Source organism: Flavobacterium pasteuri, assembly GCF_048286615.1.
GTDB lineage: Bacteria > Bacteroidota > Bacteroidia > Flavobacteriales > Flavobacteriaceae > Flavobacterium.
Genome location: NZ_JBLVPN010000002.1, coordinates 383,300 through 401,580 on the forward strand (window position 1 = coordinate 383,300; position 18,281 = coordinate 401,580).

Here is an 18,281-nt window from a genome sequence, read left to right on the forward strand (position 1 = left end):
GTTTGTGAGGATTTTTTTTATCTTTATAAAATGAGTTAAAATTAATTTTAATTTTTAAAATGAAAAAAATGAAAAAAGCACTTTTAGGATTAGCATGTATTGCAACTTTAATGACTTCTTGCAAAAAAGAAACAAAAGACGAAGTAAAAGAGGCTACCGAAGCCGTTGGTAATGAAATGGAAGAAGCTATAGACACAGCAGCTGTCAAAGTGGATGCTGCAGCTGATTCTACCAAGGTTAAAGCAGGAGAAGTCCTTAAAAAAGGAGCTGACAAAATGAATCAAGCCGATGAAAAATTGAAAGAAGCCGCAAAAAAATAATTCAAAAAAAAGAGGCTGTATAGAAAGTCTGAACGAATTATAAATTGAGAAAATAAGTTTTCAGTCTCGGTTTTCATTTACAGAAAATTGATGCAAAATAGAATCCTCATGAACTGATGTTTGTGAGGATATTTTTATTTCTTCTGTATCCTATACAAAATATAATAAAAATATTTTTTGTTACGCTTTTATTCTTTTATGCATTTCCGCTTTAAACGGTTCTGGAGTAAAGCCTTTTTACATTTCTTCATCAAAATCAAAAGTGTCTCTATCAATTCCTTTTAATTTAGTTTTCGAAACTTCGTAACTTACAAAAGGTTCTTCCGCTTTATTTATTTTCGGATTTATTTTAGTATTTATTTTAGTATTCATGATAAACTTATCTACTCAACAAATTTACAATTAATTACATAAAACAAAATGAATTATCTAGCCTGAACAGCCGTATCCGGAAAATCAGAAAACAAACCATCCGTTCCTAATCTATAGAAAGCCTGATATTCTAAAATTGGGTTATTATTATAATTGTGTAATAAGCGTTGCTCTTCATTTCTAAAAGTATAAACATTCACTTGCAATCCTTTTTTATGTGCATCCGAAATTAAAGTTGTCGGTAGTAACGCCTCTTTATCGGCATCATCTATTTTTCCGTCTTTATTTATATCATCCGCTTTACCATCATTATTTGCGTCAGTCCCTCTATATGAAATAATAAAAGGCTTCCATACACCAATCCCATTAGCATACGTTTTAACAAAATCTAAACCTGCTTCTGTTCTAAAAAAACCATAATCTCTAGCATCTCCTTTCAAATACCAATCATACGGTTTCACGTCTGAAATGGCTTCCCCTTTAGGAACTGTAAAAATTAAATCTCCATTTAGAGCCACATCAGAACAGCTTAACAATTGAATAATTTTCACAGTCGACTTGCTTCTGATATATTGCAGATTAGAAACTTCAAACGATTGAACATAAACTGGAGACGAAGCATTATTCCAACCTTCAGCAGTTAAAACCTCTAACAGTTTAGCTGTAATTTTCAAGTTTAGCGTTTCGTGAAAAGAAGGATGTTTTGTTTCTGGATAAATTCCAATAGTACGACCTGTTTTCGCCGATTGTTGTTTTGCCAAAGCAATTACTTCCACAAATGTGGGAATCGCATATATATTATTATAGTCCTGCGAACGTTCTTCCAAAGCCTGCTTTGCTCTTAATTGTTTAATTTCTGCTAAAGTAAAATCAGAAACAAACCAATCAGTCACCATTGCTCCATCAACATTTTTGGTTGTCTTTTTGGATGCAAAAATCGGAATATCAGCCACATTTGTCGTTCCGGACAACATAGGTTCATGACGCACCACCAGTTGTTTATCCTTTGTCATTACTAAATCAGGTTCAATAAAATCAGCTCCCATCGCTATAGCTTTGGTATATGATTCAATGGTGTGTTCTGGCAAATAACCTGATGCACCTCGATGTGCCACTACAATAGGATTTATTCCTGTTAAAGTAGGATACTTTGCATTTTCTTGTGATAGATTGTTTTGATCCTTTTTATTGCATGACAATAACAATAAGGCACTGCTTAAAAAAATTGCGCTTCTTAAAACTTGAATTGGAATCATACTATATATTTTTGGCAAAAAAAATCAATTCCCCCTCAATTAACGTTAGCCGTGAGTTAAGTATCTGTTATAAATTTTAATAGCATAAAAATCCCAAACTACCATCGCGATAATTTGGGATTTCTCAGATGCAAAGACGCACTGCAGTGCGTCTCTACCCTATATTTACGAACGAATCTTCTGTTCCCATTTCCAGGCGCTTGCCATTGCTTCTTCAAGCGTCGATTGTGCTTTCCATCCCAGAACAGTATTGGCTTTATCAGTATTGGCGTAAGCTAAAGTAATATCGCCTTCTCTACGACCTACAATTTTGTAAGGCAATTTTTTACCGCTTACTTTTTCGAAACTATTAATGACTTCTAAAACGGAGCTTCCGGTTCCTGTTCCTAAATTGAATATTTCTACTTTATCCGTATTTTTTTTGTTCAATAAGCGTTGCAAAGCGATCACATGGGCTTTCGCCAAATCTACTACGTGAATATAATCGCGCACTGCTGTTCCGTCTGGAGTTGGGTAATCATCACCATAAACAGCTAATTCTTTGCGTAAACCATAACCAGTTTGTGTAATAAATGGCACTAAGTTCTGAGGAACCCCACTAGGTAATTCTCCAATTTCAGTGGAAGGATGCGCCCCAATTGGATTAAAATAACGCAGTAAAATTGCGTTGATATTAGTAACTTTGGCCGTATCTGTAATGATCTCTTCTCCTATTTGTTTTGTGTTTCCATAAGGAGACATAGCTGTTTGAATTGAAGCGTTTTCCCTAATTGGCATTGTTTCAGCTTGACCATAAACGGTACAAGAGGAACTGAAAATAAAATTTGCTTCCGGTTTTTGCTGTAGTTCCTGCAAAACATAAACTAATGCATTGATGTTATTTTCATAATACAACAATGGATTTTCTACACTTTCACCCACCGCTTTTGAAGCTGCAAAATGAATCACACCTGAAATATCATGGTGCCTTTTAAAAAAATCCTGGACTTTATCCTTTTCTCGTAAATCTAACTTTTCAAAAGCGGGAATTTTTCCGGTAATATTCTGAATTCCATCCAACACACTCAATGATGTATTCGATAAATTATCTACAATTACTACTTCAAAACCCTCATTTTGTAATTCGACAACGGTATGCGAACCAATAAAACCCAAACCTCCTGTAACTACTATTTTCATGATTACTTTTTTATACAAACGCGATTTACCGCACCTGTTGTATTTATACCACATAAAAAAGACGCAATAAATTGCGTCTTTCTATTATTTTAAAAACTCTAAAACGCTATCCGTAATGAATTCAATTTGTTCGTCATCTAATTCTGTATGCATCGGTAACGAAATCACTTCTTTAACCAACTGATTGGTAACAGGAAAATCTTCCTCTTTATATCTGGAATCCAAATATGCTTTTTGCGAATGCAACGGAATTGGATAGTAAATAGCACACGGAATGCCTTTCTCAAGCAAATGTTGCATTAATCCGTTTCTGTCAGCATCAACAATTCGCAATGTATATTGATGAAAAACATGGCAATCACAAATATCACAAATACTTGGTGCAATTATATTTTTATGTCCTTCAAAAGCAGTTGAATATTTTCTGGCTGCATCTTGCCTGGCTTTACTGTACTGGTCTAATAAAGGTAATTTAGCATTCAAAACTGCTGCTTGAATACTGTCTAAACGTGAATTTACACCTACTACATCATGGTGATAACGTTCGTACATTCCGTGGTTTACAATTCCGCGAAGTTTGTGAGCCAATGCATCGTCATTTGTAAAAATGGCTCCACCGTCTCCGTAACATCCAAGGTTTTTGGAAGGAAAAAAGGATGTAGCTCCTACATGTCCAATCGTTCCTGCTTTCTTTTTTGTTCCGTCAGAAAACTTACAATTGGCGCCAATCGCTTGCGCATTATCTTCGATAACATATAAATTATATTCTTTGGCGACAACCATAATAGCTTCCATATTGGCGGCACGACCAAACAAATGTACTGGAACTATTGCTTTTGTTTTTGTCGTAATCGCTTTTTTAATTCCTTCAATAGAAATATTCATGTTATACATATCCACATCGACTAAAACTGGTGTCAATTGAAGTAAAGCAATCACTTCCACTGTTGCTGCAAAAGTAAAATCGGCAGTAATTACCTCATCCCCTGGTTTTAAATCCAATCCCATCATTGCAATTTGCAAAGCATCGGTTCCATTAGCACATGGAATTACGTGTTTTACATCCAAATATTCTTCTAAAGATTTTTGAAACTGATGAACTTGAGGTCCATTAATATAGGCATTAGTGTCTAAAACTTCCTGAATAGAACTATTAACAGTATCTTTTATTTTTTCATATTGACTTTTTAAGTCAACCATTTGGATTTTTTTCATTGCAATTTTTTATTAATGTTCGAAAGTTTACCGTTTATAAACACAGCAAATACTTCCTTAAAACGAAGAACAAAAATAGTTATTTATGAGTTGAAACCAATGCAACATACAGTAAAAAAAGATAATATTCCAATGAAATAAAAAGCGAGTTCCTGACAACCAAAATTTATATATTGCTGCTGAAACAAAAAACCTAAAGAAAACGTATTTTAGCCCAAAATTTCACAGATGCTTTTTCTCTATAATCCAATTGTTCAAATTGCTGGTTTTTTATTAAAAACTGCAGCTCTTTTTAGCCCAAAAATGAAACTTTTTGTGGACGGCCGGAAAGAAGTTTTTCCTGTTTTGGAACAAAACATAAAACCTATTGACAAAACAATCTGGTTTCATGCAGCATCCTTAGGCGAGTATGAGCAAGGCTTGCCCGTAATTGAAAAAATAAAAGAGCAATTCCCATTGCACAAAATCGTGGTTACTTTTTTTTCTCCTTCAGGTTATGAAGTTCGTAAAAATAATAGTGTTGCTGATGTCACGGTTTATTTGCCTTTAGACACCCAGAAAAATGCACAACAATTTCTACAACTCGTTCATCCGGATTTAGTATTTTTTATCAAATATGAGTATTGGCCCAATTATTTATATGAACTCAAAAAAAGAAAAACCAAAACCTATTTAATTTCTGGAATTCTTAGAAAAAATCAACTGTTTTTCAAATGGTACGGTGGTTTTTATAGAGACGCGCTAGATGCCTTCACCTACTTTTTTGTGCAAAACGAAATTTCAAAAAAACTACTGCAACAAGTAGGTAAAACGAATGTTTCGGTTTCTGGAGACACTCGATTTGACCGAGTTGCCGCAATTTTAGAAAAAGACAATTCCTTGGATTTTATTTCTCAGTTTAAAGACAACACATTAACTATTGTCGTGGGAAGTTCTTGGCCAAAAGACGAAAATTTATTAGTCGATTTTATTAATTCGAATACATTAAATGTCAAGTTTATAATTGCGCCGCACAATATTAAAGAAGAACAAATTCAGGCATTAAAAAATTCAATTACAAAAAAAACAGTTTTGTTCTCTGAAAAAGAAGGGAAAAATCTCGCTGATTTTGACGTTTTTATAATTGACACAATTGGTATTTTGACCAAAATATACAGTTATGCCGATATTGCGTATGTAGGCGGTGGTTTCGGGAATTCCGGAGTTCATAATTTACTGGAACCGGCGACTTTTGGAGTTCCAATTCTCATTGGCCCCAACTATTCGCATTTTGCAGAGGCTACTGCACTGGTAAATATGGAAGCGTGTATTTCTATTAATAATAGTAAAGAACTAGACGAAGCATTTAAAAACGTAATCCAGAATGATGACATTCGACAAGAAAAAGGGCATATGTGCAGCACTTTTGTACAAATGAATAAAGGAGCTACTGCCAGTATTTTAAAACACATCTTGAATGATTCAATTTAAACCATTAACGATTGCTGATATTGAAACGATTGTGACCATGATGCAAGAGTTTTATGCAATTGATAATTACCCCATTGACATTGACGTTTCCAAAGCTTTATTTGAGGAATTTATTAAACATGAAAATTTAGGAAAATCATGGCTCATTGTATCCGATAATGAACTTATAGGATACATTATTCTAACCTTCGTTTTTAGTTTTGAATACCAAGGAAAAATTGCTTTTTTAGACGAATTATATCTTACCGAAAAAGTGAGAGGCAAAGGAATTGGCGGTAAAGCACTCGAATTTATTCAAAGAGAAAGTCACAAACTATCGTTAAAACTGATTTATCTGGAAGTGGAAAAGCACAATGAAAAAGCACAAAAATTGTACCTTACACACGGTTTTGAATTACACAACAGAAAATTGATGAAATACAGAGTCAGATAAAATTACACCCTAAATTTAATACCATGAAATTTTTAAAATTATTCTTATTACTATTTGTCATTCAGGTGCAGGCACAGCAAGGCGGCATGTGGATTCCTTCACTTTTGAAAGGAATGAATGAAACAGAAATGAAAAATTTAGGCATGAAAATGTCTGTGAAAGAGATTTACGATGTCAATCAATCGAGTTTAAAAGATGCCGTACCGCACTTTAATGGCGGTTGTACCTCTGAAGTTATCTCTCCAAAAGGTTTAATTTTAACGAATCACCATTGCGGATTTTCACAAATTCAATCACACTCTACAGTAGATCATGATTATCTTACTGATGGATTTTGGGCTTACAAAATGGAAGACGAATTGCCTAATAAAAACTTGACCGTTACTTTTATTGTAAAAATCGAAGATGTAACCACATTAGTTTTAGAAGGAACTACTGCTCTAAACAGCGAATCAGAAAAACAAAACAAAATTCAAGAAAATATTACGGCACTTACTAATTCTTCCCCAAAGGAAAATTGGCAGGAAAATAAAATCCGTACGTTTTACGAAGGCAATCAGTATATGCTTTTTATAACAGAAACTTTTACAGATGTCCGCTTGGTTGGCGCTCCACCTTCCTTAATAGGGAAATATGGTTCTGATACTGATAACTGGGTTTGGCCGCGTCATACCGGAGATTTTTCATTGTTTAGAATTTATGCAGACAAAAACAATCACCCGGCTGCGTATTCTAAAGACAATGTTCCTTACACACCTAAACACTTTCTGCCGATTTCACTTGATGGTGTAGCCGAAGATGATTTTACACTGGTTTTTGGTTATCCCGGAAAAACGAATGAATACTTACCCTCTGTAGCGATTGAGCAAATTGTAAACGAATTAAATCCGGCGAAAATCGAAATCAGAGACAAAGCCTTGAAAGTTGCTGATGGTTTTATGCGAAAAGACAATGCCATCAAAATTCAGTATGCCTCTAAATATGCCAGGATTGCTAATTCTTGGAAAAAATGGATTGGCGAAACTCAAGGATTAAAAAAATCAAATGCCGTTGCTATTAAAAAAGAATCTGAAAAAACCTTTCAGCAGAAAATAACAAAATCAGGCAAAGAAAAAGAATACGGAGCACTATTAGCAGATTTTGAAAAAAACTATGCAGAAATAGCGCCATATGCCTCTGCCAGAGATTATTTCACAGAAGTTGTGCAACTTAATACCGAATTATTAAGCGTTGGTTATAAATTGTATCAGCTGGAGCAAGTTTACAAAACCAAAGGAGAGCAGTCTTTTACTGACCGAAAAAACAATTTACTAACAAGCCAGGAAGCTTTTTACAAAGATTTTAATGCAACTGTTGATGAAAAAGTTTTTGAACAATTGATTGAATTATTTGCTGCCAAATCTCCAAAACAATTTTTACCACAAAGTTTGATGAATGTAAACGCTAAAAATTTAGCTTTGGAAATATACACTAAATCCAAACTTAAAAATTATGCAGGTCTTAAAGAATTATTAACCGGCGACACGAGAACTGTTTTGACAAGTTTAAATAATGACCCAGGTTTTTTACTAGTAAAGGAATTAGCTGATAAATATTTGAAAGAAGTTACGCCAAAATACGACGAAATCAATTTAAAGATTACTGCGCTACAACGCACATACATGAAAGCGCAATTGGAATTGAATAAAGATAGCAGAATCTTTCCAGATGCCAATAGCACATTACGAGTTACTTATGGAAAAGTAAAAGGATATCAACCTAAAGATGCTACGCTTTACACACCAATAACTTATTTAGATGGCGTAATGGAAAAATACATTCCCGGAGATTATGAGTTTGATGTTCCAGCCAAATTAATAGATCTATACAAAAGCAAAGATTACGGTCCTTATGGTGAAAGCGGAAAAATGCCTGTTAACTTTATCGGTACAAATCATACTACTGGTGGTAACTCAGGAAGTCCAGCGATAGACGCTAATGGAAACTTAATAGGACTTAATTTTGACCGAGTTTGGGAAGGAACCATGAGTGATATCTATTATGATCCAAGTATTTGTAGAAACATTATGGTAGACATACGCTACGTCCTGTTTATTATGGATAGATATGCTGGCGCAAAAAACTTGATAAGTGAGCTAAAACTGGTTCATCCCAAGAAAAGCAAACCTCTGAAAAAGAAAAACTTAAAGTAAAACCAAGGACTCAACAACAATAGAAAGCATTTATTAATTATTTAGCTTAATTGGCACAATAATTGTTATTTGTTTCAGCGTTGACAAAAAATATTATTTTTTAAAAAAAAAATAAAAAAATATTTTACATATTAAAAAATTTATATCTTTGCCACGAATTAATAATTAACCTTTTATATTAAATTAAGATGAAAAAAGTATTTTTAAGTTTAGCTGCTGTTGCTGTTTTGACTGTTGTATCATGTAAAAAAGCTGACGCTCCTGCTGAGGACGCTGCTGCTGTAGTTGATTCTGCTGCTGCTGTTGTTGATTCTGCTGCTGCTGTAGTTGATTCTGCTGCTGTTGTTGTTGACTCTGCTGCTGCTGTTGCTACTGAAGCTGCTGCAACTGCTACTGAAGCTGCAAAAAAATAATTAGAATTCAAATTCTAAAAATTTTAAAGCCATCCGCTATGCGAGATGGCTTTTTTAATTTGTAACATTTCCAATCCTTCAACAAGAGAAGTACAAATAAAAAAGAGAGTCGTGAAATTTAAATTTCACGACTCTCTTTTTTATTTACCCATTAATTCAAAAACCTTTAATCCGAAAAAATAAAATCATTTCCAGAAAAATCCAACACCTCTGAATTTGATCCATATCGAACAATTTCATCGATTCCTTTTTGGAGACGTAACGAAGTGGTATATTTTCTACTTGTTGCAAAATGATTTCCTTCCAGCATTAATTTAAAATAAAACTTCCCGCCGGAAGATTTAAATTTTAAAAAGTCAGCGGTTTCAATTGTCGCTTTAAACTTTTCAATATCTTCTTCGCACTCAAACTTGAGCTCATAACTTAAACTCGTAAAAACAACTTTCCCTTTTCTGGAAGTAAAAACAAATTTATATTCGTCGTTATATCTTTTACTAATTACAAAAGCCCCCATAGTTTATTAAAATAACAAAAATTCAAATTATAAATCACAAAAAAGAAGGGGTTGATATTAGTTCCAACAGATTTAGTTTTATGAAAAACCATAAAACAAAAAAACCGCTTCAATTGAAGCGGTTTAGTACTCAGAGCGGGACTTGAACCCGCACGAACATTGCTGTTCACTGGATTTTAAGTCCAGCGTGTCTACCAATTTCACCATCCGAGCATTATGTGGTGTGGAGCGAAAAACGGGGCTCGAACCCGCGACCTCGACCTTGGCAAGGTCGCGCTCTACCAACTGAGCTATTTTCGCATTTTCAATTCTTAGAAAGAACCGCGATACTTGTTCTGTATTGCGGATGCAAATTTAGGACATTTATTGAATTACACAAGCCTTTTTTATAAAAAAATTACAGATAAAAGTTAATGTTCTGATAACCTAAACTTTAAAATAAAATAAATTATTTTCTAGTCAACATTCTTTTAATTTCATTCAATTTCATGAGCGCTTCCATAGGTGTTATGGTATTTATATCCAGACTAATAATCTCTTCTTTGATTTCTTCCAATAGAGGATCATCCAGATTAAAGAAACTCATTTGCATTTCGTCCTTAGCAGCTTTAATTCCGTTCAGTGCATCGCTGGAATGATTCTTTTCTAATTTCTTTAAAAGCTTCTGCGCTTTCAAAATTACAATTTGAGGCATTCCGGCCATTTTTGCCACATGTATTCCAAAACTATGCGCACTTCCTCCTTTTACTAATTTTCGAATAAAAAGTACGGTATCTTTCAATTCTTTGACAGCCACATTATAATTCTGAATTCTAGACAATGATTCACTCATTTCATTCAGCTCATGGTAATGCGTTGCAAACAAGGTTTTGGGTTGTGAAGGATGCTCATGCAAAAATTCCGCAATTGCCCAAGCTATGGAAATTCCGTCATAGGTGCTCGTCCCTCTTCCAATTTCATCCAAAAGCACTAAACTTCTGTCGGAAATATTATTCAAGATAGAAGCCGTTTCATTCATTTCGACCATAAAAGTAGATTCTCCCATCGAAATATTATCGCTCGCTCCTACTCTGGTGAATATTTTATCTACAATTCCCATTCTTACGCTGTCTGCAGGTACAAAACTCCCCATTTGAGACAACAGTACAATCAGCGCTGTTTGACGCAAAATAGCTGACTTTCCAGACATATTTGGACCTGTAATCATAATCAATTGCTGTGTTTCTCTATCCAAGAAAACATCATTGGCAATATAAGGCATTCCAACCGGCAATTGTTTTTCGATAACAGGATGCCTTCCGTTTTTGATTTCCAGTTCGAATGTTTCGTCAAGATCAGGACAAACATACTTGTTTTCGATAGCCAATTGCGTAAAAGAACACAAACAATCGAGTTGCGCCACCAGACTGGCATTCATTTGGACCGGCTTGATATACGTGGCAATCCAGCTCACCAATTGTTCGAATAACTCTACTTCGATTTTATGAATTTTCTCTTCGGCACCAAGAATTTTTGTTTCATATTCTTTTAATTCCTCCGTAATATAACGCTCCGCATTAACCAAAGTTTGTTTTCGAATCCATTCCGCAGGAACTTTATCCTTATGCATATTCCTAACTTCGATGTAATAGCCAAAAACATTATTAAAGGAAATTTTCAACGAAGAAATTCCCGTTAATTGTGATTCTCGCTTTTCAATTCCTTCCAAAAATTCTTTTCCAGAAGTTGATATTGCACGCAACTCATCTAATTCTGCATTGATTCCTTTGGCAATGGCATTTCCTTTGGCAATAGCCACAGGCGCATCTTGATTTAAAACGGTTTTGATTTTTTCGCGCAACAATTCGCAACTGTGCAAACTGTCACCAATTACTTTTACGGCTTCTTGCGGACTTTCTAACGCCAAAGTTTTTATTGGAATAATGGCATCCAATGATTCTTTCAAATAAACTACCTCCCTAGGCGATACTTTTCCGGCAGCAATTTTTGAAATCAAACGCTCCAAATCAGAAATTTGCTTGATTTGATTCTGAATATTCTTTAAAACATCTTGATTATCTTTTAAATAAGAAACCACTTGGTGACGACTTTTTATTTTAGCACTGTCTTTCAAAGGAAGCGCCAACCACCTTTTTAACAAACGACCACCCATTGGCGAAAGCGTTTTATCAATAACATCGAGAAGCGTCACCGCGTTTGGATTATAACTGTGGTACAATTCCAGATTACGAATGGTAAAACGGTCCATCCAGACATAAGCGTCCTCAGCAATACGCTGAATCGCTGTTATATGTTGCACTTTATTATGCTGCGTTTCGGATAAATAATACAAAATGGCTCCGGAAGCAATAATTCCTTCTTTCAATTCTTCGATTCCAAATCCTTTTAAGGAAACCGTTTGAAAATGCTTGGTTAAGGTTTCGAATGCGTAGTCTTCTTTGTAAATCCAATCTTCTAAGTAAAAACTATGGTAATCATCTCCGAAAATTTCACGGAAATCATTTTTATTATTTTTTGGAATTAGAACCTCACTTGGATTAAAATTTTGCAACAGTTTATCAATATATTCTGCATTGCCTTGCGCCGTTAAAAACTCTCCTGTAGAAACATCCAAAAATGAAATTCCTATGGATTTATTAGCAAAAAAAATGGACGCTAAAAAATTATTCGTTTTTGATTGTAAAACCTCATCGTTCATGGAAACACCAGGAGTTACAAGTTCTGTAACACCGCGTTTTACAATAGTCTTAGTCATTTTTGGATCTTCGAGCTGGTCACAAATTGCTACACGAAGTCCTGCTTTGACTAATTTAGGTAAATAGGTATTCAAGGAATGATGCGGAAAACCTGCCAGAGCAGTTTCAGTTTCAGAACCTGCTCCACGCTTCGTTAGGACAATTCCTAATATTTTTGAAGCACGAACTGCGTCTTCCCCAAATGTCTCATAAAAATCCCCGACACGAAATAAAAGACATGCATCAGGATACTTTCTTTTTATCTCATTGTATTGCTTCATTAACGGAGTTTCCTTAACTACTTTATCTTTAGATGCCAATTGTGTTTATGTTTAAAAAATGAAAAAATATCAGCGAATTTATATATTTTAAAACAAATAAATAAGGAGTTCAAAAAATTAAACTATTTTAAGAAAGATTTAAAGCATAATTTCTATTTTTTATTTAGATTTGTAAATACTTTTAAATTGAAACAGATATGAAAAAAATAATTACCTTAGCTATGCTAGTTGTTTTAGGAGTTGCAACTTCTACTGCACAAGAAACATCAAAAAAACTGAAAGCAACTACTGCTAAAGTTGCTGCTACAAAAGTAAATGGCGCAGGAATGGTTTTTGTAACTGAAACTATCGACTATGGTACTGTTGCCTACAACTCTGATGGTAAACGCGAATTTGTTTTCACAAATAACGGCAACAAACCTTTAATCATTACTAATGCACAAGGATCATGTGGTTGTACAGTTCCTACTTATCCTAAAGAGCCAATTGCTCCAGGAGCAAAAGGAGTTATTGGAGTAAAATATGACACTTCAAGAGGTGGCCAAGCATTTACTAAAACAGTAACATTAACAACTAATGCTGTTGTTCCCAACAAAACACTTACAATAAAAGGAAATGTTTTAGCCGCTGAATCTTCAAAAAGCTAAATTTTAACTCAATACACAAAAAAAGCTTCCATTAACTTCGGAAGCTTTTTTTTTGAATAATTTATAAAATATGAGAAAGCTAGAAAACAGCGAACTGGATCGAAAATCTATTGAAGCATTTAAACAATCTGAAAAAACACCGCTTATTTTAGTATTGGATGACATCCGTAGTTTGCATAATATTGGCTCCGTATTTAGAACAGCAGATGCGTTTCTAATTGAAAAAATATATTTATGTGGTATTACCGCCACTCCACCAAACAAAGAAATTCACAAAACTGCACTTGGCGCAACCGAAACGGTAACTTGGGAACATCACGAAAATGTTCTTGCCGTTATTGAAAAATTAAAAGCCGAAAGTGTAATGACGCTTGCCATAGAACAGGTAGAAAGCGCCGTTTTTCTTCAAAATTTTGAAGTTCAAAAGGGAGAAAAATATGCTTTAGTTTTTGGAAACGAAGTATATGGTGTTTCACAAGAAGCAGTTGCGTTATGCGATGGTTGTATTGAAATCCCACAATTAGGCACCAAACATTCTTTGAATATATCCGTGAGCGCAGGAATTGTAGTTTGGGATTTATTTCAAAAACTGAACTGGCCAAAATGATTTTTTAATAAAATTAAGAATTAAGTAATACTTTTATCATATGAGAATATATAACTTTTTGAAATTATCTTTAGCTTTTTTATCGCTCGTTCCAATGGCTGAATGTTCCGCCACTTCATTTTATTCGATAAAGAAAAATACTGCCATAATCTCAAAAGGTCCGATAAATCCATCATCTCTTAATTTTATTACAAGTCCAACTCCATTATATATTGCAGACAATGCTCCACGAATTACAGCAACAGGAAATCAAAGCTACTGCCCCGGAACTTCATTGAAAATAGTAACCGATGTAAGCATCACTAACTCTGACATTACAGATACAGGCACAGAGGCTATTTACATTCAGATTTCTTCGGGTTATGTAAACGGGCAGGATTTAATCCAATTAGCCAACCCTACGTTACACCCAACAATTATTTCTAGTTGGGATGCTCCCTCAGGAAAATTAAAATTATCCAGCCCAACCGGAGCAGATGTTTTATACAGCGACTTTGTAAAAGCAATAAAAGACATTGAATTTAGCAATTCATCCACTTCTCCGTCAGGGATTCGAAATTTCTCAATCACCGTAGGACAAGCAAATTATTTGCCTAGAAACGGACATTATTATCAATATTTTCCAAACCTTGGGATTAACTGGACAGCAGCCAAAACAGCAGCAGAAGCAAGTACTTATTACGGACTACAAGGCTACTTAGCCACAATCACCGCAGCCGATGAAGCAAAAATATCTGGAGAACAAGCTACTGGTGCCGGATGGATTGGAGGCAGTGATGCCGAAACAGAAGGTGTATGGAAATGGGTAACAGGTCCAGAAAACGGTACTGTTTTTTGGAATGGAGCTGTAAATGGCTCAAGCCCTAATTTTGCTTTTTGGAACACTAATGAACCCAACAACAGCAACGGCATAGAACACTATGCACACATAACCGCCCCAGGAATTGGAACACCAGGATCATGGAATGATTTACAAGTGAATGGCGATCCAACTGGAAACTACCAACCCAAAGGATATATTGTAGAATATGGGGGAATGCCTGGAGACCCAACACTTGAAATTGCAACTAGCACGACCATAACAATATTACAAATAACAGGAACAACTCCAGCATCAAGATGTGATTCAGGCACCGTAACACTTCAAGCAACCGCTTCTAACGGAACCGTAAACTGGTATGATGCCGCAAATGCTGGAACTTTATTAGCAACTGGAAACACTTATACAACGCCATTTTTAACAGTCACAACAACCTATTATGTTGATGCAGGATGCACAACGTCGAGAACAGCAGTTACTGCTACCATATACACAATTCCTACTATAACAACTACCAATTCTCCTGTTTCCAGATGTGGAGCTGGAACTGTAACACTAGAAGCAACAGCTTCGGCTGGAAACATAAACTGGTATTCTAGTCCAACTAGTAGCACAATCATAGGAACTGGAACAAGCCTCACTGTACTCAATGTTACAAAAAATTCAATCTATTACGCTGAAGCTACAAACAACGGATGCAGTAATGGGAACAGAGTTTCGGTTGAGGTTACTATTTATACCCCACCAGTTGTTACGGATCAAGAATTAACATTATGCAAATCCAGCACTCTTACTCTTGATGCACAAATTCCTAATATGAGGTATCTATGGTCAACAGGAGAAACGACCGAAACAATTACCGTTTCTACTTCTGGTATTTATACCGTTGATATAACAAGTCCTACACCTGAAAATTGTACCAGCAGAAAAAAAATTACTGTTATAGAGCACAATATTCCTGAAATAGACCGCGTTGACGTAAACGGAACTACAGTCGTGATTTATTTATTAAAATCCGAGGACTATTTTGAATATTCTGTTGACGGAATCAACTATCAAAGTTCGAACGTGTTTTTCAATGTACCCAGCGGCTTGCAAACGGCGTATGCAAGAGAAGTTAATTCCTGTGGTGCAGATAGCAAAACATTTGTAGTATTAATTGCTCCGAAATTCTTTACCCCAAACAACGACTCTTATAATGACGTATGGGAAATAAAAGGATTAATTAATTATCCTGAAGCAGAAGTAACCATTTTTGATCGGTATGGAAAATTGATAACTAAACTAAGTGCAACCAACCAATCATGGAATGGAATATTCAATAAAAATCTGATGCCTGCTTCTGATTATTGGTATGTCTTGAAAATTGACAATACAAGACCTGTAATAAAAGGACATTTTTCTTTAAAAAGATAAATTTTAAAATGTTTATTTAAATTAAGTATTCAGATAACATTGTTATTAAAATCATCACTTTTACAAAATGAAAACACTATACTTTTTTAGATTAATACTCGTAGTGCTACTTTTGAGTTGTAAAATTGTACACTCAACTAATAGTATTCGCTCTTCAGGAAAAGTTACTATTTCATGTACAAATAACAAAATTAATCACAGATCATTTCCTTTATTAAAAGAAATTAAAACCTCGTCAACTAATACTATTCTTCCAATAATTACAGCTACAGGAGATCAAGTATATTGCCCACATGCTTCCATGAATATTGTTACTGATATTACAATTACTGATCCAGACGACATAAGCACAGATGCAATCTATATTCAAATTTCTAGTGGATATAACTATTCTCAAGACTTGTTGACACTCAATGGCTCTCATCCCACAATAAACCCTAACTGGGATTTAGCTACTGGTAGACTGACACTCACAAGTTCAACACCAGGTATTCCTGTAACTTATGTTGATTTTGTAAAAGCAATAAAAGACATTGTTTATACAAATTCATCAAACCTACCAACAGGAAACAGAACCTTTTCGATTAGTACAGATAAACTCAGTTACTTAGCATCGAACCAACATTTTTATGAGTTTGTACCAAGTATTGGAATTGCTCCAAATTCAGGAATTGATTGGGGACTAGCAAATGACTTGGCTAATGCAAAAACTTATCACGGATTAAAAGGTTATTTAGTAACCATTTTATCAGCAGATGAAAACCAAATTGCAGCTACTCAACAAACGGGAACAGGATGGATTGGAGGATCTGATACAGCGGAAGAAGGTGTTTGGAAATGGATGACGGGCCCAGAAAAAGGAACTACTTTTTTTTACAATTTAGAATCCACTCCTGCACCTGGCGTTTATGCATCAAATCCAAATGGCATTGGTTCAACAACCAACTATGCAAATTGGAACAGGAGCAGTACCAACTGGTATAATGGAATTCCTTATTATGAACCTGATAACATCTATAATTTATTCAGAGTAGATGAAGATTATGCAATTATAATAGACAATAATAGCAAAGGAACTCAAGGATCTTGGAATGATATAAATTACAATGGCGAATCATTTGGAGGTTCCCAACAAGCCAACGGATTTATAGTAGAATACGGAGGAATGCCAAATGATCCCGAAATACATATAGCAACTAGTACCTCAATTACAATCCCGCAAATCACAAGCACAACAGAATCAGCTACCTGTGGACCAGGAAGTTTAACTTTACAGGCAACCTCAAATTTAGGCACAATTAATTGGTTTGAAAATGAGACAGAGTTAGTCCCTTTAGCTACAGGTCCTAATTTTACAACACCCATTATTTCAAAAAGTACAACTTATTATATTGACACAGAATATGGGCTTTGTGAAAAATATTCTACAAGAACTCCCGTTACTGCTACTATCTACAATACCCCTATAGTAACAACAACTAATTCGAGATTCACTTTATGCGGACCAGGAAGCATAATTCTTGACGCAAAAACAACAGAAGGAACAATATATTGGTATAGCGAATTAACTGGAAATAATCTAATAGCGGTAGGAACAAGTATAACAAGAGATATTACTACAAACACAACATTCTATGTAGAAGCCATAAATAAAAATTGCACCACAGGAACTAGAGTTCCTGTGGAAGTGGTTGTATATAAACTCCCAACCATTCCAGACGAAAAATTAGTTATTTGTCATTCAAAAAAACTAACCATCGACGCCAAAATTTCAGAAACAGGAATGACCTATTTATGGTCAACCGGAGAAAAAAATCAAACAATCGAAATTTCTAAAGCCGGAACATATACTGTAGATATAACACGTACAGCACCCGAAAGTTGTACCGTCAGAAAAACAATAACCGTAATAGAAAATCCGGCTCCTGTAATAGAATCAATATCTGTTGATGAAACTACAGTAACCATAATTTTAAAAAATCCTGACATCTATTATGAATATTCAACAGATGGAATAAACTATCAATTGTCAAATGTTTTTCTAAATTCACTTGCAGGATTACAAACTGCTTACGTTAGAGAAATCGATCTGTGCAGTTATGATACACAAAATTTCATTGTACTAATAGTCCCACAGTTTTTCACGCCAAACAACGACTCTTATAATGACGTATGGGAAGTAAAAGGATTGATTAATTATCCTGAGGCAGAAGTAACTATTTTTGATCGATATGGAAAATTGATAACTACATTAAGTACTACCAATCAATTTTGGGACGGAACTTTTAATAAAGATCTATTACCTGCTTCCGATTATTGGTATGTCTTAAAAATTGACAACACTAGACCTGTAATGAAAGGACATTTTTCTCTAAAAAGATAAAGAGCATTAATTTAAAAGCTCAAAACAG

15 protein-coding genes and 2 tRNA genes are annotated in these 18,281 nt (G+C 34.7%); 9 read left to right on the forward strand and 8 right to left on the reverse strand.

Going from position 1 to position 18,281, the window contains the following annotated elements; genetic code table 11:
• Positions 1-68: 68 nt before the first annotated feature.
• Complete coding sequence (locus ACNQF6_RS04345; RefSeq protein WP_417963589.1) at positions 69-320, forward strand: hypothetical protein; 252 nt, start codon at positions 69-71, stop codon at positions 318-320.
• Between the two features lie 237 nt (positions 321-557).
• On the opposite strand, the gene ACNQF6_RS04350 is transcribed toward ACNQF6_RS04345, so the two are convergent.
• From ACNQF6_RS04350 to ACNQF6_RS04365, 4 genes are all read right to left on the reverse strand, one after another.
• On the reverse strand, positions 558-692 hold the full coding sequence (locus ACNQF6_RS04350; RefSeq protein ID WP_417963591.1) for a hypothetical protein: 135 nt from the start codon (positions 690-692) through the stop codon (positions 558-560).
• A gap of 53 nt (positions 693-745) precedes the next feature.
• Positions 746-1,948, reverse strand: coding sequence for a glycerophosphodiester phosphodiesterase (locus ACNQF6_RS04355; protein ID WP_417963593.1), 1,203 nt, complete (start codon positions 1,946-1,948; stop codon positions 746-748).
• Positions 1,949-2,113: 165 nt separating this feature from the next.
• The gene (galE, locus tag ACNQF6_RS04360) at positions 2,114-3,127 is read right to left on the reverse strand and encodes a UDP-glucose 4-epimerase GalE (RefSeq protein WP_417963595.1); all 1,014 of its coding nucleotides are present in this window, start codon (positions 3,125-3,127) and stop codon (positions 2,114-2,116) included.
• Between the two features lie 84 nt (positions 3,128-3,211).
• Complete coding sequence (locus tag ACNQF6_RS04365; protein ID WP_417963597.1) at positions 3,212-4,342, reverse strand: DegT/DnrJ/EryC1/StrS family aminotransferase; 1,131 nt, start codon at positions 4,340-4,342, stop codon at positions 3,212-3,214.
• 228 nt (positions 4,343-4,570) lie between these two features.
• On the opposite strand from ACNQF6_RS04365, the gene ACNQF6_RS04370 reads away from it, so the two are divergent.
• The 4 genes from ACNQF6_RS04370 to ACNQF6_RS04385 all read left to right on the forward strand — a co-directional run bounded on the left by ACNQF6_RS04370 (position 4,571) and on the right by ACNQF6_RS04385 (position 8,850).
• Positions 4,571-5,812 (forward strand): 3-deoxy-D-manno-octulosonic acid transferase, encoded by a 1,242-nt coding sequence (locus tag ACNQF6_RS04370; RefSeq protein ID WP_417963599.1) that lies wholly within the window; start codon positions 4,571-4,573, stop codon positions 5,810-5,812.
• A complete protein-coding gene (locus ACNQF6_RS04375) occupies positions 5,799-6,245 on the forward strand; it encodes a GNAT family N-acetyltransferase (RefSeq protein WP_417963601.1) in 447 nt (148 codons plus the stop codon). The genes ACNQF6_RS04370 and ACNQF6_RS04375 overlap by 14 nt, the downstream gene beginning before the upstream one ends.
• Before the next feature lie 23 nt (positions 6,246-6,268).
• Positions 6,269-8,437, forward strand: coding sequence for a S46 family peptidase (locus tag ACNQF6_RS04380; RefSeq protein WP_417963603.1), 2,169 nt, complete (start codon positions 6,269-6,271; stop codon positions 8,435-8,437).
• 188 nt (positions 8,438-8,625) lie between these two features.
• A complete protein-coding gene (locus tag ACNQF6_RS04385; protein WP_099714386.1) occupies positions 8,626-8,850 on the forward strand; it encodes a hypothetical protein in 225 nt (74 codons plus the stop codon).
• 166 nt (positions 8,851-9,016) lie between these two features.
• Here the strand turns inward: ACNQF6_RS04385 and ACNQF6_RS04390 are convergent, their stop codons facing one another.
• The 4 genes from ACNQF6_RS04390 to mutS all read right to left on the reverse strand — a co-directional run bounded on the left by ACNQF6_RS04390 (position 9,017) and on the right by mutS (position 12,419).
• Complete coding sequence (locus ACNQF6_RS04390) at positions 9,017-9,364, reverse strand: DUF1508 domain-containing protein (protein ID WP_099714385.1); 348 nt, start codon at positions 9,362-9,364, stop codon at positions 9,017-9,019.
• 127 nt (positions 9,365-9,491) lie between these two features.
• A tRNA-Leu gene (locus ACNQF6_RS04395) sits at positions 9,492-9,577 on the reverse strand.
• 11 nt (positions 9,578-9,588) lie between these two features.
• A tRNA-Gly gene (locus tag ACNQF6_RS04400) sits at positions 9,589-9,664 on the reverse strand.
• A gap of 148 nt (positions 9,665-9,812) precedes the next feature.
• Positions 9,813-12,419 (reverse strand): DNA mismatch repair protein MutS, encoded by a 2,607-nt coding sequence (gene mutS, locus ACNQF6_RS04405; RefSeq protein ID WP_417963606.1) that lies wholly within the window; start codon positions 12,417-12,419, stop codon positions 9,813-9,815.
• A gap of 158 nt (positions 12,420-12,577) precedes the next feature.
• Between mutS and ACNQF6_RS04410 the strand changes: the two genes are divergently transcribed.
• The 4 genes from ACNQF6_RS04410 (at position 12,578) to ACNQF6_RS04425 (ending at position 18,253) form a co-directional block, all read left to right on the forward strand.
• Complete coding sequence (locus tag ACNQF6_RS04410) at positions 12,578-13,027, forward strand: DUF1573 domain-containing protein (protein WP_417963608.1); 450 nt, start codon at positions 12,578-12,580, stop codon at positions 13,025-13,027.
• A gap of 70 nt (positions 13,028-13,097) precedes the next feature.
• Positions 13,098-13,634: an RNA methyltransferase gene (locus tag ACNQF6_RS04415; protein WP_417963610.1), complete on the forward strand. Its 537-nt coding sequence runs from the start codon at positions 13,098-13,100 to the stop codon at positions 13,632-13,634.
• A gap of 40 nt (positions 13,635-13,674) precedes the next feature.
• Positions 13,675-15,870, forward strand: a complete 2,196-nt coding sequence (locus ACNQF6_RS04420) for a T9SS type B sorting domain-containing protein (protein ID WP_417963612.1) — start codon at positions 13,675-13,677, stop codon at positions 15,868-15,870.
• Between the two features lie 67 nt (positions 15,871-15,937).
• Complete coding sequence (locus tag ACNQF6_RS04425) at positions 15,938-18,253, forward strand: T9SS type B sorting domain-containing protein (RefSeq protein WP_417963614.1); 2,316 nt, start codon at positions 15,938-15,940, stop codon at positions 18,251-18,253.
• Positions 18,254-18,281 lie beyond the last annotated feature (28 nt).

Coding starts and splice junctions, on each gene's coding strand:
- ACNQF6_RS04345 (WP_417963589.1), top strand. CDS start 69: ATGAAAAAAGCACTTTTAGGATTAGCATGTATTGCAACTTTAATGACT.
- ACNQF6_RS04350 (WP_417963591.1), bottom strand. CDS start 692: ATGAATACTAAAATAAATACTAAAATAAATCCGAAAATAAATAAAGCG.
- ACNQF6_RS04355 (WP_417963593.1), bottom strand. CDS start 1,948: ATGATTCCAATTCAAGTTTTAAGAAGCGCAATTTTTTTAAGCAGTGCC.
- galE (WP_417963595.1), bottom strand. CDS start 3,127: ATGAAAATAGTAGTTACAGGAGGTTTGGGTTTTATTGGTTCGCATACC.
- ACNQF6_RS04365 (WP_417963597.1), bottom strand. CDS start 4,342: ATGAAAAAAATCCAAATGGTTGACTTAAAAAGTCAATATGAAAAAATA.
- ACNQF6_RS04370 (WP_417963599.1), top strand. CDS start 4,571: ATGCTTTTTCTCTATAATCCAATTGTTCAAATTGCTGGTTTTTTATTA.
- ACNQF6_RS04375 (WP_417963601.1), top strand. CDS start 5,799: ATGATTCAATTTAAACCATTAACGATTGCTGATATTGAAACGATTGTG.
- ACNQF6_RS04380 (WP_417963603.1), top strand. CDS start 6,269: ATGAAATTTTTAAAATTATTCTTATTACTATTTGTCATTCAGGTGCAG.
- ACNQF6_RS04385 (WP_099714386.1), top strand. CDS start 8,626: ATGAAAAAAGTATTTTTAAGTTTAGCTGCTGTTGCTGTTTTGACTGTT.
- ACNQF6_RS04390 (WP_099714385.1), bottom strand. CDS start 9,364: ATGGGGGCTTTTGTAATTAGTAAAAGATATAACGACGAATATAAATTT.
- ACNQF6_RS04410 (WP_417963608.1), top strand. CDS start 12,578: ATGAAAAAAATAATTACCTTAGCTATGCTAGTTGTTTTAGGAGTTGCA.
- ACNQF6_RS04415 (WP_417963610.1), top strand. CDS start 13,098: ATGAGAAAGCTAGAAAACAGCGAACTGGATCGAAAATCTATTGAAGCA.
- ACNQF6_RS04420 (WP_417963612.1), top strand. CDS start 13,675: ATGAGAATATATAACTTTTTGAAATTATCTTTAGCTTTTTTATCGCTC.
- ACNQF6_RS04425 (WP_417963614.1), top strand. CDS start 15,938: ATGAAAACACTATACTTTTTTAGATTAATACTCGTAGTGCTACTTTTG.